The following is a 21,500-nucleotide window of genomic DNA, read 5'->3' on the forward strand; positions in this document are numbered from 1 at the left end:
GCCATGAGCCGACATATTCTGCTGATCACCTTCAAGGACGAGGTCAGCCCCGACGATATCGCGGTCGTCAGGGCGGCCTTTCTCGCCATTCCGCAGCAGGTCAGCGGCGTACTGGCCGTGGAATGGGGCCAGAATGACAGTCCGGAGGGGCGGGCCGAGGGCTTTACCCACAGTGTACTGATGACCTTTGCCGACGAGGCGGCCCGCCAGCGTTATCTTCCCCATCCTGATCACGACGCCCTCAAGGCCCTCTTTCGTCCCGTGCTGGATCGCATCATAGTGCTGGATTACACCCTGCAAGCGGGGGATGCTGTCACTGTCTGACAGCCTGAGCGACCAAGGAGAGAGTCATGTGGTTAGCCGCAATACAACTGGTGTCCGGCCGTCGCTGGCAGGATAACCGGGAGCAGATCGCCGCCGAGCTGGCAATGCTGCCGAGTGAGCGGCCGCTGCTGGTGCTGCTGCCGGAGAACTTCGCCCTGTTTGGCGAGCGGCAGGGCTATCTGGACGGGGCCGAGACCATAGGCCCCGATCTGAGCGGAGCCGCGCCGATCCAGCAGCAACTGGCTGAGTGGGCCCGTGATTACGGCATCTGGCTGGTGGCGGGGGCCATGCCTACTACGATCGCCGGTTCCGACCATATCCACACCAGTACCCTGGTGTTCGACCCCAGCGGTGAGCTCAGGGGCCACTACCACAAGATCCACCTGTTCGATGTGGACGTGGCGGACAATCAGGGCCGGTATCGGGAGTCCGAGACCTTCAGCCCCGGGGATGAACCTGTGCTGGTGGACTCCCCGTTTGGTCCCCTCGGGCTTTCTATCTGTTATGATCTGCGCTTTCCCGAGCTTTATCGCCGGCTGGCCCGCTCCGGCGCCCGCGTGCTGCTGGTGCCTGCCGCCTTCACCGCCGTGACCGGCGAGGCGCACTGGGAGCCGCTGCTGCGTGCCCGCGCCATCGAGAACCAGTGTTACGTGGTGGCCGCCAATCAGGGCGGTACCCACGAGACGGGGCGCCAGACCTGGGGCCACAGCATGGTGATCGACCCCTGGGGCCGGGTGCTGGCATGCCAGCCGTCGGGCCGCGCCACCGTGCTGGCACAGCTGGATGCCGGGCTTGTTGATGAATTGAAGCGCACTATGCCGGTGCTGAACCATGCCCGTCTGCTTTGACTGTATGGTGGTGAATTGAAATACCGCCGCTGACCTGTGTTGAACCGGATCCGGCTGTTGTCGGATCGATGGGGCAAACCGGGTCGGCCGTGATGCAAACCCTATGCAATTGGATTCGCAGCCATTCGATGATGCCGCCATGCGGCCAACCGACCCTGCGAGTCGACAAACGGTTAAAACATCTCGTTACGAGAGTGGAGAAGAAGATTGAGTCTATTGAGCCAGGTTAGTGCCTCCCTGTTGGCCCCGAACGACCTCGACGAAGGGCGGCTGCAGCAGTTGCTCGGCAGCCTGATGAGCCATCAGGTGGAGTTCGGTGACCTCTATTTCCAGCGCAGCTGGCACGAGTCCTGGATGCTGGAGGACGGCATCGTCAAGGATGGCAGTTACAACATCGACCAGGGGGTCGGGGTACGCGCCGTCAGCGGCGAGAAGACCGGCTTTGCCTACTCGGATGAACTGAGCCTGCTGGCGCTACAACAGTCGGTGACCGCCGCCCGCGGCATCGCCGCCGCCGGGGCACAGGGCAAGGTGAAGGCATGGGCCAGAACCTCCGCCAACCTGCTCTATCCGGCGCTGGATCCCCTGCAGACCCTCGACAAGCACCAGAAGATCGCCCTGCTGGAGCAGATGGACAAGTTTGCCCGCAGCCTGGATCCCGCCATCAATCAGGTGATGGCTTCCATCAGCGGCGTCTACGAAGAGATACTGGTGGCCGCCACCGATGGCACCCTGGCCGCCGACGTGCGCCCGCTGGTTCGGCTGTCGGTGACCGTCATCGCCGAGAAGGGGGAGCGCCGCGAGCGCGGCAGTGCCGGCGGTGGTGGTCGCTGTGGCTATGATTACTTCCTGGAGCTGGACGGGCTGGAGAGCCGGGCCTTCGGCTATGTGCGCGAGGCGGTGCGTCAGGCGCTGGTCAACCTTGAGGCCATAGACGCGCCGGCCGGCACCATGCCGGTGGTGCTCGGTGCCGGCTGGCCAGGCGTGCTGCTGCACGAGGCCGTGGGCCACGGTCTGGAAGGGGACTTCAACCGCAAGGGCTCATCCGCCTTTGCCGGTCGCATCGGCGAACAGGTCGCCTCCAAGCACTGCACCATCGTTGATGACGGCACCCTGCCGGGTCGGCGCGGCTCCGTCAGCATAGATGACGAAGGGACGCCGGGTGGCTACAACGTGCTGATCGAGAACGGCATTCTCAAGGGCTATCTGCAGGACAAGCAGAATGCCCGCTTGATGGGGGTGCCGCTCACCGGCAACGGTCGCCGCGAATCCTACGCAGCCCTGCCGATGCCGCGCATGACCAACACCTACATGCTGGCGGGTCAGTACGATCCGGCAGAGATCATCGCCTCGGTGAAGAAGGGCATCTATGCCCCCAACTTCGGTGGCGGCCAGGTGGATATCACCTCCGGCAAGTTCGTCTTCTCCGCCTCCGAGGCCTACCTCATCGAGGATGGCAAGATCACCACCCCCATCAAGGGCGCGACCCTGATCGGCAATGGCCCGGAGGCCATGAGCCAGGTCTCCATGGTAGGGCGCGATCTTCAGCTCGATCGCGGTGTCGGTGTCTGCGGCAAGGAGGGGCAGAGCATTCCCGTCGGGGTCGGCCAGCCCACCCTCAAGCTGGACCAGCTCACCGTGGGCGGCACCCAGTAAGGGGCCGCAGAACAAGCAGCAGAGAGAACCCATGCTTACCCTGTCGAAAATTTCCAATATCAGGAGCCAGCTCTCCCCCAGCGAGATCAAGATCGCCGATTACATCCTGACCTGCCCGGAGCAGGTGACCCACTTCTCCTCCCAGGAGCTGGCCCAGCAAGCTGACGTCAGCCAGTCGAGCATAGTGAAGTTCACCCAGAAGATCGGGTTCAAAGGCTTCACTGCCTTCAAGCTGGCGGTCAGCGAGGATCTGGGGCGCAAACACGCCATCAAGACCGACAATGTTGGGCATCTCTACAACGGCATTGGCCGGGATGACGATCTGGAAACCATGGCCAAGAAGCTGGCCCAGGAGAAGATCAACTCCATCGTGGAGACCACCCAGGCGCTCGACAACGCCACTCTGGAGCGGGTGCTGGACGTCATCAACCAGGCTGGCCGAGTACAGCTGGTGGGGATCGGCGGCTCGGCACTGACCGCCAAGGATCTCTGGTACAAACTGCTCAAGATCGGGGTTACCACCCTGTTCGCCCAGGATAGCCATGTCCAGATCTCCATCGCCCAGACCTTGAGGCCGGGAGACGTCCAGTTAGTGGTCTCCTATTCCGGTGTCAGCCGGGACGTGCTGGCGGCGGCTGAACTGGCCAAGCGCAACGGCGCCACCTTGGTCGCGGTCACCTCGTTTCGCAGCACCCAGCTGCGGCAGATGGCGGATCTGGTGCTGGACACGGTAGCCGACGAGAACGAGTTGCGCATCTCCTCCATCTCGTCGCGTACAGCTCAGAACACCATCACCGACATCCTGTTCCTCGGCTTGGTGCAGCGCCGTGACGAGGCCTGGGCGCTGATCGACGGCACACGCGGTGCCATCGACCGGCTCAACAAGGAGTGAATCCGGCCTGGCTGAAACAAACGCAGAGAGGCAGCCCATAAAAAAGGCTATGTCCCAATTACGTGTTGCATGGGGTGCCCCAGCGCCTCATGCAAACACGCTTTGATATTCACACCCCTTCCGTAACGCTCCAGCATCCTGCGCCAACCCAGGTAGTTCTTCAGGTAATGGGTCGCCACACCATGAAATCGATCCATCCACGCTTTCAACCGATGGTGATACCCGTTTACGTGCTGGATGTGATACGCACCGACCACACGCTCGCCCTGACGATTGTGCACCACCTGATGGGTCACGCCCTGCGCTTGGCTGAAACTGGCATACACACCCGCACCATCGCTACACAGCACCGCTTCCGGTGACACCAGCGGCTTCAAGACCGCTATCACCGTCTTGGCATTCATCTGCTCCAGCTGAAAATCTGCATGGTGGCCTGCCCGATCTTGCACCACCATCACTGGAATGTAATCCGGCCCGGTTCCACGGGTTCGCCCTTTACCCCCGCGACGGCGCGCCGGACGCGACAGCCCCCGTTGCCCCTTGAACGACTCGAGGAAGAAGGTCTCATCGACCTCAACGATGCCCTCTTCCCGTGTGGCTTGATGGCCTGCCATCGCCCGCAAGAAGCGATGACGCCAGAGGAAGGCGGTGTTTTTGCTGACCCCGCAACGCATAGCTGCCTGGCGGACGGTTAGTCCTTCGATGAGGGCTTGCGCATAGTCTTCCCAGCACTGGGCTTTGCGCAACCGGGCCAGGGGCGTCTTGGTGAGCACGGTGCTGGTGCGCAGACACAGTTTGCAACGGTAGCGGCGCAGTCCCCGACTCCAGCCCCAGGGGGCCAGCTGAGCGGGTTCTGCCTGACAATGCGGGCAACCGCTGCATGCCGGTAGCTGGGTATTGAGCGAGGTAATGGCGTGTGGCGCCGTGAGCTCCTGCTGGGCAACACGGCGCTGGCGCAGGGTTAACTGGGGAAAGAGGGACAACAGGTGTTGAAAGGCAGGGGTATCCATGATGGTAGACCTCAAGGAGATGGCCTACTTCAAGATTAGCTTTTCAACACGTAATTGGGACAGAGCCTTTTTTATGGGCCGGATCCGACATTGCATATATCGACACGCCGTTGCAGGGTACCGCCAGGCATTTCCTCTTATGTCCTGTTGATCGTCTCTCACTCTCTCTGAATTCTTTGCCCTATCGCGCCATACGGCATTTTATTACCAGGTAGCAATCCGAGTCGGCCCCAAGCCTTGGCTACGTCCTGAGGTGCGCTGATGGCGCATCGAGAGGTATGTGAAGGCGAGGTGCGGATCTACGGACAATAAAAAAGGATGCCGCGGCATCCTTTTTTCAATTCCTGATGAGAGATTCAGCTTTTCAGCCACTTGCGAATACGGTTGGCATCGCCGATCGGGGTGCGCTTGCCCACCGAGTTGAGCAGCACTATGGCCAGCTCACGGCTGTCCGGCTTGGCGCGCATCAGCAGGCAGCGGCCGGCCTCGTCGGTGAAACCCGTTTTGGAGAGGCGCACATCCCAGTCCGGGTTTTTCACCAGTGGGTTGGTATTGTTGAACATCAGACTGTAGGCGGGAGCGCTGAACCGCATCTCTTTGTTGGTGTCCTGAGTGAACTCACGGATCAGTGGCTGGCGATAGGCGGCAGAGATGAGCTTGGCCAGATCTTGGGCGGTCGAGACGTTGCGCGTCGACAGGCCGGTGGAGTCGTAGAAACGGCTGTTACGCATGCCAAGCTGCTTGGCCTTGTTGTTCATGGCGCGGATGAAGGCGGGACGTCCACCGGGATAATGGCGCGCCAGAGCCGAGGCCATCCGGTTTTCGGAGGACATCAGTGCCAGGTGCAGCGCATCGCGGCGTGTTACTTTTGTGCCCATGCGTACCCGGGAATAGGTGTGCTTGATGGCATCCCTGTCATTCTGATCTATGGTCAGGGTCTGCTTGAGATCCTGGCGAGCATCCAGTACCACCAGCGCCGTCATCAGCTTGGTGATCGAGGCTATTGGCCGGACCTGGCTGGCATTCTTCTGATACAGGGTCTTGCCTGTATTGACGTCCATGACCAGTGCGCTACTCGATTGCAACTGCAGTTTGGCCGGGTTGGGGGCAGCCAATGCTGCTGGCAAGCCCAGCAGTCCAACCAATGCATATACCAGCGCCATTGCGCTAACCCGACACCGCATACTACCGACTCCGTTCACGTCGAAAAAAAAGGCGCTAGATTCACTCATTTTTACCCCTGCTTTACAAGAGCAGCAGGGGATAATTCGCCATTATTTAGCTAAAAAAAGGGCCATCCTGCGATGGCCCTTTCCATTTGTCTCAATTCCGTGGGGTGACGGCTTTGCGTTTGCTCAGCCAGCGCCAGATGAGGGCGACAATACCACCGACCAGCAGTACCAGCGGCAGGTAGAGAATGATGCTGAGGAACTGTGACTCGTACTGGGCCGCCAGCTTGGTGTGGCTCAGGTAGTACCCCAGGCTCACCAGCGGGGTGACCCACATGATGGAGCTGACCAGATTGACGATGAGGAAGCGCCCCTGCGGGATCTCGGTTGCCCCGACGATATAGGGGTAGACGGTGCGTACGAAAGCAATGTAGCGGGCAGTGATCAGGGTCAGGATGCCGTATTTGTTGAGCAGGTAGAAGACCTTATCCTTGTGCTTGTCGTCCATGTGGGACATCAGGCGATGGTACATGCGGGTATGGCCGAGGAAACGTCCCTGCATATAGCCGAACCAGGTGCCGACGAAGGTGGCCAGGATCAGCAGTGGCACTATGCCAAGGGGGAGCACGTCCTGATAGATGAGCACGCCCGTCAGGATGAGCAGGCTATCGCCGGGCAGGAAGGCGGTGGGGATGAACCCATTCTCCAGCACAAGAAAAGTTAGCAACACGCCGCAGACCATGAAGGCCATCTTGGGATCGGACAGAGTCGTCAGATCCTGATGCATAAAGGCGTGAGCCAGTTGGTAAAACTGCTCCATACTCACAAGCTCCGCTTAAAATTAGCTGGGTTGATCGATCAAGGGCATGGCAAGCACCTTGTCGATGCGCAGACCATCCATGTCGACAATTTCCAGTTGCCACTGCTCCAGAGTCACCAGATCTCCGGTCTGAGGAACACGGCCAAGGAGCAGCATGATAAGCCCTCCGAGGGTGTGATAGTGATGTTTTTCTTCTTCCGGTAGCCGAACCAGTCCCAGACAATCCTTCAACTCCGGCAACGGAATGAGGCCGTCGAGCAGCCAGCTGCCGTCGGTGCGCTGGAAGGCCCAGTTGTCATCGCTGTTATCCTGCTGGAAGTCACCTGCCAGGGTCTCCAGCAGATCCTGCTGGGTGACCAATCCCTGCAGCTCGCCGTATTCGTCCACCACCAGCACCATGTGCTCGGAGTGGGCGCGGAAGTGATTGAGCAACTCCAGGCCATTGAGGGTCTCCGGCAACAGGCTGCCATCCTGGGTCAGGGCCGCCAGATCGATGGGTTCCCCCTTGATGTAGGCGTGCAGCACCTTGTTGACGTTGAGTATGCCCACCAGATCGGAGAGGCTGCCATCGCAGACCGGGAAGAAGCTGTGGCGATACTCCACCAGCCGTTGCAGGTTCACCTCCAGCGGCAGGGCGAGATCCAGATAGCGGATGTCGCTGCGTGGCACCATCAGCGAGGAGAGGCTGCGCTCGTCGAGCCGAAACACGTTGCGCAACATAGTGTGTTCGTGGTCTTCGATGATCCCGGCTTCGGAGCCCTCCACCAGCATGGCGTGGATCTCCTCCTGGGTCACGTTGGCTCCGCCATCCTGCCTGACGCGCAGTATGCGCAGGCTGGCCTTGGTGGAAGCTGACAGCAGCCAGACGAAGGGGCGGGTGATGGCCGCCAGCCACAGCATGGGGCGGGCCACCAGACAGGCGATGCGCTCGGCGCTGAGCTGGCCGAGGCGCTTGGGCACCAGTTCGCCGACGACGATGGAGAGGTAGGTGACCACGACGATGACCAGCACGGTGGCGAGCAGGCTGCTGCTCTTGGCGGCCATGCCCCACTCCTGCAGCCAGAGGGACAGCGGTTGGGCCAGCAGCGATTCGCCGTAGATACCGTTGAGCAGACCGATACTGGTGATGCCGATCTGGACGGCGGAGAGGAAATGGGTTGGATCTTCGCTCAGTTTGAGGGCAATGGCGGCTGAGCGGCTGCCTTCGCTCGCCATCTTGCTGAGGCGGGCCTTGCGTGCGGTAACGATGGCGATTTCCGACATGGCAAAGACGCCATTAAGCAAAATCAATCCAAACAGGATCAATATTTCCATACTGCAACAGCACTCCGAGTAGAAAAGATCGCTGGCAGTGTAATGAATTTGGGGGCGATGCGCTTGTGAAAGCAGGTGATTTGGCTCGCTAATTTTGTACAGCGTGGCGAAGAAAGGCCGTGAGAAGGGATTTATGGCAACAAAAAGCCCCCTGCGGGAGGGGGCTTTTTCAGGCGTGAAACTGCCTTACAGGGCGGCGATCTCGGCCTGCTGGGTCTCGAGGGTCACCAGCTGGGCGAGGTACTCTTCCAGTTTTTCGCGCTCCTTGGCGATGACGGCTTCCGGCGCCTTGGCCACGAAGGCCTCGTTGCCGAGCTTGCCTTCGATGCGGGCGCATTCGCCGACCAGTTTGGCCACTTCCTTGGCCAAACGGGCCAGTTCGGCATCCTTGTCAATGAGACCGGCCATCGGGATCATCAGCTCGGTGGCACCGATCAGCTTCTTCACCGACAGGGGAGCCACTTCACCGTCCGCCAGCACGCGGATGGATTCCAGACGGGCCAGCGACTTGAGGAAAGCCTCGTTGTCACCGGCGCGGCGGGTATCCTTGGCATCGCATTTGAGCAGCACGTTCAGGGCCACGCTCGGCGCCACGTTCATCTCGGCGCGGATGTTGCGAATGCCGACGATGAACTCCTTCACCCACTCCTGATCCGCCATGGCGGCATCGTCTACCTTGGCGGCATCGAACTCGGGGAAGGCCTGCAGCATGATGGTGTCGGCGTGTACGCCGGTCAGCGGCGCCACCGATTTCCAGATGGTTTCGGTGATGAAGGGGATGATCGGGTGCGCCAGACGCAGCAGGGTTTCCAGCACGGTCACCAAGGTGTGACGGGTGGCACGCTGCTCGGCCTCGGAACCCTTGCCCAGTACCGGCTTGGTCAGCTCCAGATACCAGTCGCAGAACTGGTTCCAGATAAACTCGTACAGCACGCCGGCGGCGATATCGAAGCGGTAGGTATCGAGCGCGGTGCGGAAGTCGCGGATGGCAACTTGCAGCTGGGACTGGATCCAGCGATCCGCCAGGCTGAACTGCATCTCGCCGCCATTCCCTTGTGAAGAGAAGCCGCAATCCTGATCTTCGGTGTTCATCAGCACATAGCGGGAGGCGTTCCACAACTTGTTGCAGAAGTTGTTGTAGCCATCCAGGCGTTTCATGTCCCAGTTGATGTCACGACCGGTGGAGGCCAGCGCCGCCAGGGTGAAGCGCAGGGCGTCGGTGCCGTGCGCCTCGATCCCTTCCGGGAACTGCTTGGCGGTACGCTTGCCGATCTTCTCGGCCATCTGCGGCTGCATCATGTTGCCGGTGCGCTTCTCCATCAGATCTTCCAGCGAGATGCCGTCGATCATGTCGAGCGGATCCAGCACGTTGCCCTTGGACTTGGACATCTTCTGGCCTTCTTCGTCACGAATGAGGCCGGTGATGTAGACGGTCTTGAACGGGACCTGCGGCTGGCCGTTTTCGTCCTTGATGAAGTGCATGGTCATCATGATCATCCGGGCAATCCAGAAGAAGATGATGTCGAAGCCGCTCATCAGCACGTCGGTCGGGTGGAAGGTCTTGAGCGCTTCGGTGTTGTTCGGCCAGCCCAGGGTGGAGAAGGTCCACAGGGCGGAGCTGAACCAGGTGTCGAGCACGTCTTCGTCCTGACGCAGCACGGTTACGGACGGGATACTGTGCTTGGCGCGCACTTCCGCCTCGTCACGGCCGACAAAGACATTGCCGGCGTCGTCATACCATGCCGGGATGCGGTGACCCCACCACAGCTGACGGGAGACGCACCAGTCCTGAATGTCGCGCATCCAGGAGAAGTACATGTTTTCGTACTGCTTGGGCACGAACTGGATGCGGCCATCTTCCACCGCTTCGATGGCGGTCTTGGCCATGGGGGCCACGCGCACGTACCACTGGTCGGTCAGCATGGGCTCGATGGGCACGCCGCCGCGATCGCCGTAGGGCTGCTGCAGCACGTGATCCTTGATTTCGGCCAGGAGGCCCAGCTCGTCCAGCTTGGCGACAATCGCCTTGCGGGCGACGAAGCGCTCCATACCGGCAAACTCGGTCGGCAGGGCGGCGTCGTAGGCGGTGCTGGGGTTGCCGTTGGTGTCGACCACTTCGGCCTCGGCGCGCACGTGGGCGTCCAGGGTGAAGATGTTGATCATCGGCAGGTTGTGGCGCTTGCCCACTTCGTTATCGTTGAAGTCGTGGGCCGGGGTGATCTTCACGCAACCGGTGCCTTTCTCCATGTCGGCGTGTTCGTCGGCGACTATGGGGATCAGACGGTTCACCAGCGGCAGCAGTATGTGCTGGCCGATCAGCGCCTTGTAACGGGGATCTTCCGGGTTCACTGCGACGGCGGTATCGCCCAGCATGGTTTCCGGACGAGTGGTGGCGACGATCAGGTGATCCTTGCCTTCGGCTGTCTTGGCGCCGTTGGCCAGCGGATAGCGAAGGTGCCACATGTGGCCCTTGATCTCGCGGTTTTCCACTTCCAGATCGGAGATGGCGGTGTTGAGCTTGGGATCCCAGTTCACCAGACGCTTGCCGCGGTACATCAGGCCATCTTCATAGAGACGGACGAACACTTCCTGCACGGCGCTCGAGAGACCCTCATCCATGGTGAAGCGCTCGCGCTCCCAGTCCACCGAGTCGCCGAGACGGCGCATCTGACGGGTGATGGTGCCGCCGGACTCTTCCTTCCACTGCCAGATCTTGTCGATGAAGGCATCACGGCCGTAGTCGTGACGGGTCTTACCCTCTTCGGCGGCGATCTTGCGCTCCACCACCATCTGGGTGGCGATACCGGCGTGGTCGGTGCCCGCCTGCCACAGGGTGTTCTTGCCCTGCATGCGGTTGTAGCGGATCAGGGTATCCATCAGGGTTTGCTGGAAGGCGTGACCCATGTGCAGGCTGCCGGTGACGTTTGGCGGCGGGATCATGATGCAGAAGGAGTCTTTGCTGGTATCGCCGTGGGGCTTGAAGTAACCCTGGGCTTCCCAGTGCTGATAGAGCGCCTGTTCGATGGCGTTGTGATTAAAAGTCTTTTCCATGGTCTCGCCGTATTCTGGATGGATGGAGTCTGGTGTTGATTCGTCGTGGATCGAGGGTGGTGCAGTCAGGGCTGCGCCGGATCCGGTGCGGCAAGGACGGGCTGATCCCTCATCTCGAGGGCATGGCCTGCCTGGCGATAGTGCTTGTAGCGCTCGCGGGCTTGCTGCTTTTGCGTTTCGTCAGTGGGGACAAAATCTACCACTTGAGCGAAGTGTCCTGCAAACAAAGGTGTCTGTCTGGCCAGATTGATGAGACGGGCATAGCGCCGCTTCGGCGGCTGATGGCCTATCTCCACCGGCGCCTGACCGCTCTCGCCCTGCAGCTGGTGCGGCACGAAACGCTCTGGCGGCAATTGCCACAGCAGCTCGTCCAGGCGCATGGCCTGGGCCTCATCGTCGCACAGCAGGTAGAGATGGCCCGCGCCCCACGACTCTGCCGCGAGCTGGCAGGCGAGCCGCTCGACGGCGGTAGCCTGCGCGTCATCCGGCTCGCTCATCAGGTAAAAGGTCACTTGGCTCATCAGGTTGATCCCGTTTGCGGTGACGGACTATTGACCGCCAGTGAGGGTTGGCAGGGGTGTTTTCCTGCCAGCACTCAATGAAACAAGGAAGAGGCGGGCCTCTTCCTTGTGGTACTGGGCAACTCCCGCGCTTCCGATGCATTCATCGGAAGGGGCAGGGGAGTTACTCCTTCTCTTCGATATCCACGCCGGCCCGGTTCAGCAGGAACTGGGTCAGCAGGGGAACCGGACGACCGGTGGAGCCTTTATCCTTGCCACTCTTCCAGGCGGTCCCGGCGATATCCAGGTGGGCCCAGTTGTACTTCTTGGTGAAGCGCGACAGGAAGGCGGCAGCAGTGATGGTGCCAGCCGGACGACCACCAATGTTGGCCATGTCGGCAAACGGGCTCTCCAGCTGTTCCTGATACTCGTCGAACAGTGGCAGGCGCCAGGCGCGATCGCCAGCCTGTTCGGAGGCGTTGAGCAGCTCGTGGGCCAGCGGGTTGTGGTTGGCCAGCAGCCCCGTGGTGTGGTGGCCCAGCGCTATGATGCAGGCCCCGGTCAGGGTGGCCACGTCGATGACGGTCTCTGGATCGTAACGATCCACATAGGTGAGCGCATCGCACAATACCAGACGGCCTTCCGCATCCGTGTTCAGCACTTCAATGGTCTGGCCGGACATGGAGGTGAGGATGTCACCCGGGCGATAGGCGTTGCCACCCGGCATGTTCTCGCAACCGGCCAGCACGCCAATGACGTTGATGGGCAGTTGCAACTGGGCCAGGGCGTGCATGGTGCCGAGCACGGAGGCGGCGCCACCCATGTCGTACTTCATCTCGTCCATGCCTTCGGCCGGCTTGATGGAGATACCGCCCGAATCGAAGGTCAGACCCTTGCCGACCAGCACTATGGGCTTGGCATCGGCGTTGCCCTTGTATTCGATGATGGCCATCATGGCTTCATTCTCGGAGCCGCGGGCCACCGCCAGATAGGAGTTCATACCGAGCTCGGCCATCTCCTGCTCACCGATCACCTTGGTGGTGATGTTGTCGAAGGCATCGGCCAGACGACGGGCCTGGGAGGCCAGATAGGCCGGGTTGCAGACGTTGGGCGGCATGTTGGCCACGTCGCGACAGACCCGCACCCCTTTCGCCACGGCCAGACCGTGGGAGATGGCTTTTTCACCAATGGTCAGTTCCCGACGCGTCGGCACGTTGAACACCAGCTTGCGCAGCGGACGGCGCGGCTCGGCCTTGTTGGTCTTGAATTGATCGAAGCTGTAGAGGCCCGCCTTGGTGGTTTCCACCGCCTGGCGCACCTTCCAATAGGTATCCCGACCCTTGACGTGCAGTTCGGTCAGGAAGCAGACCGCTTCCATGGAACCCGTCTCGTTGAGGGTGGTGATGGTCTTGTTGATGATCTGCTTGTACTGGCGTTCGTCGAGTTCCCGCTCCTTGCCGCAACCAACCAGCAATACGCGCTCGCTGAGCACGCCCGGTACTTGATGCAGCAACAGCATCTGGCCTGGTTTCCCTTCCAGGTCGCCACGGCGCAGCAGCGAACTGATGTAGCCATCGCTGATCTTGTCCAGTTGTTCGGCAACCGGAGAGAGGCGACGCGGCTCGAATACGCCGACCACGACGCAGGCGCTGCGTTGCTTCTCAGGACTGCCACTCTTTACACTGAACTCCATGGAATCTCCTACATCCTAAAGACAAAAGGCACCTTTTATTGAATAATGCGGTGCTTGTTGGGGTATCAGAGGCGGAGCGAACAGCCATAGGCTCCGCAGTTCAAACTGGTAAAAATCCAATATACGGCCCTATTTTTCAGGCATTCGACTAAAAACACAAGTTTACTTGGGAATGACTGTGATCGTTTTCCGATATTTGTTCAGGGAAACCCTGAAAACCCAGCTGGCAGTGTTGTTCGTGCTGCTGCTTATCTTTGTCAGCCAACAATTTATCCAGATCATCGGTGATGCCGCCGATGGTGAGGTGCCAACGCGCCTGGTCTCCACCCTGTTGCTGCTCAACCTGCCCAATATGGCGCTGTTGATGCTGCCCATCAGCCTGTTTTTAGCCATCTTGTTTGCTCACGGTCGCCTGTATGCCGAAAGTGAGATGACTGTGATGCATGCGGTGGGCTTCAGTCACCGTTTCGTGATGCGCAGCGCCATGGTGCTGGCATTGCTGACCGCGGCCGTCGCCGCTTTCAATACCGGCTGGATCGCTCCTCAGGCCAAGGAGAGTGAGTATCAGGTGATCGATGAGTTCAAGGCCGATCCGGGCATCTCCTTTCTGCAGGCAGGGCGTTTCATGGAGCTCGACAAGGGGCGTCTGGTCGCCTATATCCAGGATCTGAACGACAAGGGTTCCAGGCTGCAGAAGATCTTTGTGCTGCAACGCGCCCAGGAGGGCAAGCCGCCCTCGGTGGTGGTGGCGACGGAGGGGGTGGTGACGGTCGATGAGAACGGCCTGCAGTGGCTGACCCTGAAGGATGGTTCCCGCTACGAGGGTCACTTCAGCAGCAAGCAGTTCCAGATCTCCGAATTTGACGAGTACAGCCTGGTGATCCGCCAGCAGGAAATGGAGCGCTCCAGCCGCAAGGCGGCCGCCAAGCCGACGATGGAGTTGCTGGGCACCCAGGACAACCAGCTGATGGCCGAACTGCAGTGGCGCGTGTCGTTGCCGCTCTCGATCCTGGTGCTTACCTTCCTGGTGGTGCCGCTGGCCAGGGTCAACCCTCGCCAAGGGCGCTACGCCAAGCTGCTGCCAGCCATCTTGCTCTATCTCTCTTACTTCCTGTTGCTCAGTGCCGCCCGCTCTGCCATCGACAGCGGCCGGCTGCCCCATTGGCCAGGGATGTTCCTGGTACCGCTGGCCTATCTGCTGTTGATCGGTCTGCCGCTCAACCTGCAGGGCACCAGCTGGTGGAACGGGATCAAGACTCTCTATTTCAAAAGAAAATCAGCATGATGCTGCAACTTAGGAATCTCGGCTGATGTTTGGCATTCTCGATAGATATATCGGCAGGGTCATTTTCATGTCGATCCTGTTGTGTGAACTGACCCTGGTCGGATTGGCTGCGCTCATCAAGTACGTGGAGCAGCTCAGATCCGTGGGGGAAGGCAACTACGACATGATCAATGCGCTCTATTACGTCCTGCTCTCCATGCCCAAGGAGGCTGTTCAGTTTTTCCCGCTGGCCGCCCTGCTGGGTGGGCTCATAGGGCTGGGCCAGCTGGCGACCAGCTCGGAGCTGGTGGTGATGCAGGCGGCGGGTCGCTCCAAGCTCAGCATAGTGATGGCGGCGCTCAAGACAGCTATCCCTTTGATGATACTGGTGGGCTTGATGGGGGAGTATGTGGCGCCCATCGCCAAGCGGATGGCGGACGACGTCAAGGCGGGGGCCCTGTCGGAAGGGCGGTTGACGGTCTCGGCTTACGGGGTCTGGGCGCGCGATGGCAACAACTTTGTCAACATCAACGGGGTGCGCAACGACGGCGCCCTGACCGGCATCACCCTCTATCGCTTCACCCCGGAGCGCAAGCTGATTGATATCCTCCAGGCGCAGGAAGGCGTGTTTGAACAGCACCACTGGCTGCTCAAGCAGATCCTGGTCACCCGCTTTGACGATCCCAAGCAGATCCAGAGTGAGACGCAGGCCCAGATGGAATGGACCTCAGAGCTCACCCCCAAGCAACTGGGGGTGGTGAGTATCGATCCTGAAAACCTGCCGGTGGCCGGGCTGCTCGACTACATCGGCTATCTGGATGCCAACAAGCAGGATGCCGGGCGGTACAAGCTGGAGATGTGGCGCAAGCTGCTGTCGCCGCTCTCCGTGGTGGCCATGATATTGCTGGCCTCCTCTTTTATCTTCGGCCCGCTGCGTTCGGTGAGCATGGGCGCGCGGATGCTGATGGGGATCATGACCGGTTTCGCCGTCTACGTGAGCGATCGGGTGTTCGGCCCCATCAGCCTGGTGTATGCGGTGCCGCCTATCCTGGCCGCCATCGCTCCCAGCCTGCTGTTTGGCGGCATATCGTTCTATATTCTCAGTCGTAAACAGTAACGGGTATATATTCCCAGTCAGCAAAAGGGCACCTCGCAGGGTGCCCTTTTTGTTGCGCATGGTAGATGTTACTTGTTCAACATTTCCAGATTTTCCTGTTTGCTCAGCACCACTACTTCACATTCGGCCCAGATGTCCTGAAAGGCACGCGGTGCCTTGCGGTTGAACAGACACATCAGGTTGCCAAGACCAAATGCTGCCGTCGCCAGCCGGATCAGGGCCTGGGTGATGCGGATGTTGCTGCCATCCGTGTTCTGGATGCGCAGGCGCCAGGCGCGCATGCCTATGGTCTGACCGGCACGGGTCCAGAACCAGGTGTAAAAACCACAGATGATGAAGGCGAGCCAGGCACTGTAAATCGGGCTGGTCAGCAACCAAGAGGCATCTTTGCCTTCCGGAAGGGTGGCCGCGCCAGTTGCCAGCAGCAGATGTGCCACCCCCATCCCGATGAAGCCGGCGATGATCAGCAAGGAGATGACTACCAGATAGTCATAGAGCAGGGCGCCGAGTCGGCGCAACAGGCCTGCCGAAGGGTTGTGAGGGGTGGTGGGAGAGGTGGATGTGGGTTGGACTGGTTTACGCTTGGCCATCGTTCTTATTCCATTAATATGATGCGGGCATTCTATGTAACTGACCCCGTATCGGCAAGGCGTTGAATAAATGAGCAAACGAGCGGGTGCACGAGAAAAACACCTTGCATGGCATCGCGCCATTCGTATAATCCCTCGCAGTTGCCCGGGTGGCGAAATCGGTAGACGCAGCGGATTCAAAATCCGCCGATGAATAATCGTGTCGGTTCGAGTCCGACCCCGGGCACCATTAGAATTCAATGACTTAAGGCCATCCTAACGGATGGCCTTTTGTTTTTCTGCCACCAAGTGGCGGCAGTCTTATGTAGACGGTGAATCGCCCCAACTTTTCTCGACACTCGGTTGTTGAGAAAGAAACTGCTTTTCAAACTCTACCGGCGACAGTCCGTCATCGGCACCTTGTCGCCTATTCGGGTTGTAAAACATCTCGATGTAATCGAACACGTCGCTGCGCGCTTCGTCTCTGCTCGGGCAACTCTTTCGTTTTATCCGCTCCCGCTTGAGAAACGGGAAAAAGCTTTCGGTTACCGCATTGTCGTGGCTGTTTTGCTCCTGGCGAGCAGTTGGCGCGCAGCCTCCTGGTCCAGACGCTGCATCGCATCGACGGCCACCAACTGCAGAGCTGTCTCCAGCTTTTCGATGATGCCCGGCTCACTGTTGCCATACATGGTTTCCAGGCCCCGAGCATACTCGATGTGAGTGACGACTGAGTCTGGTGCTAGTCTGACGGCTTCATCATAGTGTTCATGGGCGCCGTCCTGTGTCGCCCCATAGAGCATACGGCCCATCAGTGCGCCGGCCTGATCGGTGATGGCTGCATGCCAGCCGCCATAGGTCACATGTGCCTCGGAATGCTGTGGGTCGAGGGCCAGGCACATCTCTACCTGCTCCTTGATACGCCCGCCGAAGCCTTGCGCCAGGGCCTCGACCATGGAAATGAACAAGCTGTAGCGGCCCATGGCGACGGCATAGATGTAGTGCAGATTAGGCGTTGTCAGCCCGCCCTTCTCAGCTTCCTCGCAGAGTGCGATGACCTGCTTGAACAGCGCGATCTTGCGTTTCTCGTCCTGCTCCACGTACTGCGCATAAATGGTCGCGGCAAAGGCCGCCGGCACAACCCCTGGTCCCCCCAGCTCGAGGCCGATATTGACGGCCTGGGCAAAGTTGCCCAGGTGATACTGGCGCCAAGCCGCCTGCAGTCGTTCATCCGTGGGAAACGGCTCGCGATTGCCGCGATGCAGCTGATCCCACTGCAAGTGCAGCTTATCCTTGGATAGATCCAGATCATGCATAGTCACCGGGCAAATCTGCCAATCTTGGGTATTCATCATTCACACCTCATTGCACTGTGTGCCCGTTCAGCGGGCACTGATTAGTTCATTGCCCAGGCTTGGCCAAGCCTCGGCCGCCGCCATTGTTCAGTCGAAGGTGATCATGATCTTGGCGTGTTCGTCTGGCTGGCTGAGCGCCTCGAAGGCTTGCTCGACCCCTTCCAACGGCACGTGACCGGTGATCATGGGCGTCGCATCGAGCTTGCCGTCGGCCAGCGCGAACAGGGTCTGGGCGAACTCCTCCCCGCTGTAACCGAAGGCGAAGTGCACATTCAGTTCTTTGCTGATGCCCAGAATCGGCTCGAGGCTGTCGGCTTGCATGCACACCCCGACCACGATCAGCCGCGAGCGCGGCGGCGCGCCCAGCAGCACCTGTTGGATCAACCCTGGCATCCCGACGCATTCGAACACCACGCACGGCCGGGGCTGTGGGCCGATACCAAATAGCGAGAAGGGGCTGCGGATGTCGTAGCCGGCCGGTGCTGCCAGCTCGACCCAGGACTGGTAAGGTGATTGTTCAGCCGGGTTAACCACCAGATCAGCACCGAGTGTTTCCGCCAAGGCGCGGCGCTTGGCAGAGAAATCGGCGGCCACTATCGGGCCTATACCTCGCGCCTTGAGCGCGACGATAACAGCCAATCCGATGGGGCCGCAGCCGATCACGATTGGCACCTCGTCGCCGCTCAACCGGGCGCGGCCCACCGCATGGGTGGCAATGGCCAACGGCTCGGTGAGTGCGGCGATATCAGACGGCAGATCGCCCGGCACAGGCACCAGCATCATTTCCGACAGCACCATGCGCTCGCCGAAACCACCTGGATAGCGGTTGGAGTAGCCGACATGGTCAAAACTGGTCGGCGTCACCACATGCGGCAGCGAACAGACGCGGGTGCCGACCTTGAACTTCTTCTCGCTGCCGGGTCCGTGATCGAGAATTTCCGCGCAGTACTCATGACCGAACACCACGCCCTGGTTTGGATCGAAATCGATCGGGATGCCGGCGTGCTTGAAATTGCCGAGTATGTGCTCGCAATGGTGGAACATGTGCAGGTCGGAGCCGCATATGCCGCAGGCCAGGGTTTTGACCAGCACCTCGCCTTGCCCCGGGACAGGATCGGCGACTTGCGCGACCGCCAGTTTGTGTTGCCGCATAACGACTGCTTTCATGTGAGCCTCGCTTGTTGTTTGCTGATAAAAGGTGACAGCACTGCCGACAGGCTCAGGTAGAGCTTGTCCAGACTCAGGCCGGGCAACCCAGCCGAGGCCTGTTGATGCATGGTCGAATGCCCGGTGTTGCAACCTGTGTGAATCCACTCCAAGTCTTCCCAGGGGGTCGGTGCGATCAGCAAGCCTGCGCTCAGCAGCACCCCCAAGCGACTCCTATACTGGGCCAGACCGAGCAACTTGCGCCCCTGCGTATCGAGCAGTTCTCCATGGCCAAGACCGGCGAAGCAGATCCAGTCCAGCGCGGCCGCCTGCGCCGCCGCATTGTGCGCGGCGATACTGGCGGCATCGGCCAGCTGGCTGGCACGGCCCTGCTCGCGCAAGACCTGCTGCCAGCAGCGGCCGAACCAGCGGAAACTCTCCACCGGGCTGAGTTGCGCCAGCCCATGGGCTGTCGGCAACAACAGGTTAACGCCCAACAACCAGGGCCCGGCCAGCACAGCGCCACCACCACTGCGGCGTCGCAACAGGTCGTAGTCGAGTTCATCGGCACGCCGCCGCGCTGCCTCTCTATCACCGCCGCGGCGACCGTAGATCAGCGCCGGTCGGAAGTATTCCACCAGCGCCAGCTGCGGCACGTCGAGCCCGGTCGTCAGCTGTTCAGCGATCCAGGCTTGCTCGGCGTGTGCGCACTCCAGCCGCGCGAACGGCGACAAATCTCCGTCCATGCGGTCGAGCGGCAGCGATATCAAAACTGCGCCGCCATCAGGCAGGCGCCAAGATCGCGCAGGAACAGGCTGGCTGGATAGCCATCCACCGCGCGATGATCGAACACCAGGGTGAGTGTGGCGACCTGAGCCACCGCTGGGGTGCCATCGCGTACCACCACGGCGTCGCGGGTGCGGCCGACGCCGAGGATGCCGACCTGAGGCGCGTTGATGATAGGTGTTACCCAGTCAATCCCGGCAGCGGCCAGGTTGCTCAGGGTGAAGGTGCCCTTCTGATAGGCCGCGGGCGGCAACTTGCCGTCCCGCGCGCGGGATGCCAGCTCGCCCAGCTCGGCCGCCAGCTGCACCACCGACTTCTGCCCTGCATCGCGGATCACCGGGGTCAACAGGCCCTTCTCGGTATGCACCGCGACCGTCAGATTGACCGCCTGTACCTCCTCGATACCCTTGTCGGTCAGCAACGCGTTTAGCCGTGGATGGGCCTTGAGGGTCTGCGCCAACGCGGCCAGCAGCAGCACAGTGGGGGTGATCTTGACGCCCTCTGCGGCGCTCAAAGCCTGGGCCCTAGCCAACAACGGGCCCATCTCCAGCTCCAGGCCAAGTGCCACCCGCGGCGCCTGCCAAGACTGGCTCATGCTGCGCGCAATGATGCCGCGCAGACCGGTCACGGGCACGATCGTGCGTTCGTCTGAACTCTGCTGCTGGCTCATGGCGTCCATCAAGCCTCCTCTAGTTCGGCCAGCGGCTGGTCACGGGTGAAGTTGTCCTGAGCAGCCACCAGCAATTTGCTGACGGTCCCTGCCGCCGGGGCCAGTACCTCGAAGCTGCTTTTGATGACCATCACGCTGGCCAGCAACTGACCGGCTTCGACCGTATCGCCGGTCTTTACGTGCCATTCATCGAGCAATGCCTCGGTACCGATTTCGAGGTCTTCCCAGGCGTCATCTTGCAGTTGGATATGGATCATGTTTTGGCTCTCACAGGTTAAGGGTCATCAGCTCTTCCACCGCCGCGACTATGTGCCGGCTCTGCGGGATCACGGCGCTTTCCAGGGCCGGGCTGTAGGGGATGGATACGTCGGGAATGGCCAGACGCCGCGGCGGTGCCTTCAGCTTGAGGCGGTCGAGTTGCTCGGCCACCCGCGCGATGATCTCGCCGGTGACGCCGAAGCTAAGGTAGTCCTCATCGACCACCAGCAGGCGCCCAGTCTTGGCCACCGAGACCAGAATCGCCTCCATGTCCAGTGGTACCAGGGTGCGCGGATCGAGGAGTTCAACGCTGATGCCCTGAGTCAGCAGCTCGCGCGCGGCGAGCAGGGCCTTGGGCACCATCTGGGAGAAGGCGACGATGGTCACGTCGCTGCCCTCGCAGACGCGGCGCGCCTGGCCGAACGGGATGCTGTAGCTCTCCTCCGGCACCTCCTCGGCGAACTTGGCGTCGCTATACCCCATCACCGGCAGACCGAGCAGGCCGCGGTGGAACAGGTAGACCACCGGGCTGTCGTCGCGGATCGCCGTAGTCATCAGACCCTTGGCGTCATGGGGGTTGGATGGCATCACCACTTTGATTCCAGGGGTGTGAGCGAAGTAGCCGTGCAGGGTCTGCGAGTGCTGCGCCGCGTCGCAGATGCCGCCGCCGGTGGAGGCAGTGATCACCAGCGGCAACTTGACCGCGCCACCGGACATATAGGTGGTCTTGGCAATATTGTTGAGGATCTGGTCGAAGCACACGCCCATGAAGTCGACGAACATCAGCTCGGCGATCGGCCGCATGCCCTGCGCTGCGGCGCCGAGCGCCGTACCGAGAATGGCGGTTTCCGAGATCGGCGTGTCGCGCACGCGTTCGGCGCCGAACTCCTTGAACAGGCCGACGGTGGACTGGAAGACCCCGCCGATCTGGCCGACGTCCTCGCCCAGGCAGAACACCGAACTGTCGCGCTGCATTTCCTGGCGGATGGCTTCGACCATGGCTGCATAGAACGGCAACTTGCGGATTTCAGCCGTGGTGGTTGATTGGATCATGGGCGGTT

The 21,500-nt window shown here is 60.7% G+C and carries 20 protein-coding genes, 1 tRNA gene and 1 pseudogene; 7 read left to right on the top strand and 15 right to left on the bottom strand.

Annotated elements, in window-relative coordinates; all coding sequences use genetic code 11:
• Positions 1–3: 3 nt before the first annotated feature.
• The 4 genes from ACW5XD_RS11845 to ACW5XD_RS11860 all read left to right on the top strand — a co-directional run bounded on the left by ACW5XD_RS11845 (position 4) and on the right by ACW5XD_RS11860 (position 3,720).
• A complete protein-coding gene (locus ACW5XD_RS11845) occupies positions 4–324 on the top strand; it encodes a Dabb family protein (protein WP_456495051.1) in 321 nt (106 codons plus the stop codon).
• A 26-nt stretch (positions 325–350) separates the two neighbouring features.
• Positions 351–1,172: a carbon-nitrogen hydrolase family protein gene (locus tag ACW5XD_RS11850; RefSeq protein WP_456495052.1), complete on the top strand. Its 822-nt coding sequence runs from the start codon at positions 351–353 to the stop codon at positions 1,170–1,172.
• Positions 1,173–1,379: 207 nt separating this feature from the next.
• On the top strand, positions 1,380–2,828 hold the full coding sequence (gene tldD / locus ACW5XD_RS11855; RefSeq protein ID WP_456495053.1) for a metalloprotease TldD: 1,449 nt from the start codon (positions 1,380–1,382) through the stop codon (positions 2,826–2,828).
• 31 nt (positions 2,829–2,859) lie between these two features.
• Entirely contained in the window at positions 2,860–3,720 is an 861-nt protein-coding gene (locus tag ACW5XD_RS11860; protein WP_456495054.1) for an SIS domain-containing protein, read from the top strand.
• A 47-nt stretch (positions 3,721–3,767) separates the two neighbouring features.
• Here the strand turns inward: ACW5XD_RS11860 and ACW5XD_RS11865 are convergent, their stop codons facing one another.
• The 7 genes from ACW5XD_RS11865 to pepA form a co-directional block, all read right to left on the bottom strand.
• Positions 3,768–4,730 carry an IS1595 family transposase gene (locus tag ACW5XD_RS11865; RefSeq protein WP_456495055.1) on the bottom strand — a complete coding sequence of 321 codons (963 nt, stop codon included), beginning with the start codon at positions 4,728–4,730 and terminating at the stop codon, positions 3,768–3,770.
• Between the two features lie 356 nt (positions 4,731–5,086).
• Positions 5,087–5,914, bottom strand: a complete 828-nt coding sequence (gene pbpG / locus ACW5XD_RS11870) for a D-alanyl-D-alanine endopeptidase (RefSeq protein WP_456495056.1) — start codon at positions 5,912–5,914, stop codon at positions 5,087–5,089.
• A 139-nt stretch (positions 5,915–6,053) separates the two neighbouring features.
• The gene (locus ACW5XD_RS11875; protein WP_456495057.1) at positions 6,054–6,719 is read right to left on the bottom strand and encodes a DedA family protein; all 666 of its coding nucleotides are present in this window, start codon (positions 6,717–6,719) and stop codon (positions 6,054–6,056) included.
• Positions 6,720–6,740: 21 nt separating this feature from the next.
• Positions 6,741–8,033: a hemolysin family protein gene (locus ACW5XD_RS11880; protein WP_456495058.1), complete on the bottom strand. Its 1,293-nt coding sequence runs from the start codon at positions 8,031–8,033 to the stop codon at positions 6,741–6,743.
• Between the two features lie 186 nt (positions 8,034–8,219).
• Positions 8,220–11,084 carry a valine--tRNA ligase gene (locus tag ACW5XD_RS11885; protein ID WP_456495059.1) on the bottom strand — a complete coding sequence of 955 codons (2,865 nt, stop codon included), beginning with the start codon at positions 11,082–11,084 and terminating at the stop codon, positions 8,220–8,222.
• Between the two features lie 65 nt (positions 11,085–11,149).
• Positions 11,150–11,605, bottom strand: a complete 456-nt coding sequence (locus ACW5XD_RS11890; RefSeq protein ID WP_456495060.1) for a DNA polymerase III subunit chi — start codon at positions 11,603–11,605, stop codon at positions 11,150–11,152.
• Positions 11,606–11,768: 163 nt separating this feature from the next.
• The gene (gene pepA, locus ACW5XD_RS11895; RefSeq protein WP_042866538.1) at positions 11,769–13,277 is read right to left on the bottom strand and encodes a leucyl aminopeptidase; all 1,509 of its coding nucleotides are present in this window, start codon (positions 13,275–13,277) and stop codon (positions 11,769–11,771) included.
• Between the two features lie 172 nt (positions 13,278–13,449).
• Here pepA and lptF point away from each other — a divergent pair, with 172 nt between their 5' ends.
• Together lptF and lptG are read left to right on the top strand one after the other, a co-directional pair.
• Positions 13,450–14,562 (top strand): LPS export ABC transporter permease LptF, encoded by a 1,113-nt coding sequence (gene lptF, locus ACW5XD_RS11900; protein WP_456495061.1) that lies wholly within the window; start codon positions 13,450–13,452, stop codon positions 14,560–14,562.
• A gap of 25 nt (positions 14,563–14,587) precedes the next feature.
• Positions 14,588–15,658, top strand: coding sequence for an LPS export ABC transporter permease LptG (gene lptG / locus ACW5XD_RS11905; protein WP_456495062.1), 1,071 nt, complete (start codon positions 14,588–14,590; stop codon positions 15,656–15,658).
• A 68-nt stretch (positions 15,659–15,726) separates the two neighbouring features.
• Here lptG and ACW5XD_RS11910 read toward each other — a convergent pair whose 3' ends face one another.
• Complete coding sequence (locus ACW5XD_RS11910) at positions 15,727–16,248, bottom strand: RDD family protein (RefSeq protein ID WP_456495063.1); 522 nt, start codon at positions 16,246–16,248, stop codon at positions 15,727–15,729.
• A gap of 143 nt (positions 16,249–16,391) precedes the next feature.
• On the opposite strand from ACW5XD_RS11910, the gene ACW5XD_RS11915 reads away from it, so the two are divergent.
• Positions 16,392–16,477, top strand: a tRNA-Leu gene (locus ACW5XD_RS11915).
• Between the two features lie 71 nt (positions 16,478–16,548).
• Here ACW5XD_RS11915 and ACW5XD_RS11920 read toward each other — a convergent pair.
• The 7 genes and pseudogenes from ACW5XD_RS11920 to ACW5XD_RS11950 all read right to left on the bottom strand — a co-directional run.
• Positions 16,549–16,794: pseudogene (locus ACW5XD_RS11920) on the bottom strand (IS3 family transposase); the annotation flags it as partial.
• Positions 16,773–17,579: a hypothetical protein gene (locus ACW5XD_RS11925; RefSeq protein ID WP_456495064.1), complete on the bottom strand. Its 807-nt coding sequence runs from the start codon at positions 17,577–17,579 to the stop codon at positions 16,773–16,775. The gene ACW5XD_RS11925 and the pseudogene ACW5XD_RS11920, both read right to left, overlap by 22 nt.
• Positions 17,580–17,666: 87 nt before the next feature.
• On the bottom strand, positions 17,667–18,746 hold the full coding sequence (locus ACW5XD_RS11930) for a zinc-binding dehydrogenase (protein ID WP_456495065.1): 1,080 nt from the start codon (positions 18,744–18,746) through the stop codon (positions 17,667–17,669).
• Positions 18,743–19,459 (bottom strand): lipoyl protein ligase domain-containing protein, encoded by a 717-nt coding sequence (locus tag ACW5XD_RS11935; RefSeq protein WP_456495066.1) that lies wholly within the window; start codon positions 19,457–19,459, stop codon positions 18,743–18,745. Before ACW5XD_RS11935 ends, ACW5XD_RS11930 begins: the two co-directional genes overlap by 4 nt.
• 32 nt (positions 19,460–19,491) lie before the next feature.
• The gene (locus ACW5XD_RS11940; RefSeq protein WP_456495067.1) at positions 19,492–20,190 is read right to left on the bottom strand and encodes a 2-oxo acid dehydrogenase subunit E2; all 699 of its coding nucleotides are present in this window, start codon (positions 20,188–20,190) and stop codon (positions 19,492–19,494) included.
• Positions 20,190–20,438, bottom strand: coding sequence for a lipoyl domain-containing protein (locus ACW5XD_RS11945; RefSeq protein WP_456495068.1), 249 nt, complete (start codon positions 20,436–20,438; stop codon positions 20,190–20,192). The genes ACW5XD_RS11940 and ACW5XD_RS11945 overlap by 1 nt, the downstream gene beginning before the upstream one ends.
• 10 nt (positions 20,439–20,448) lie before the next feature.
• Entirely contained in the window at positions 20,449–21,492 is a 1,044-nt protein-coding gene (locus ACW5XD_RS11950) for an alpha-ketoacid dehydrogenase subunit beta (protein ID WP_456495069.1), read from the bottom strand.
• Positions 21,493–21,500 lie beyond the last annotated feature (8 nt).

The sequence above is a fragment of the Aeromonas enterica genome, assembly GCF_054052465.1.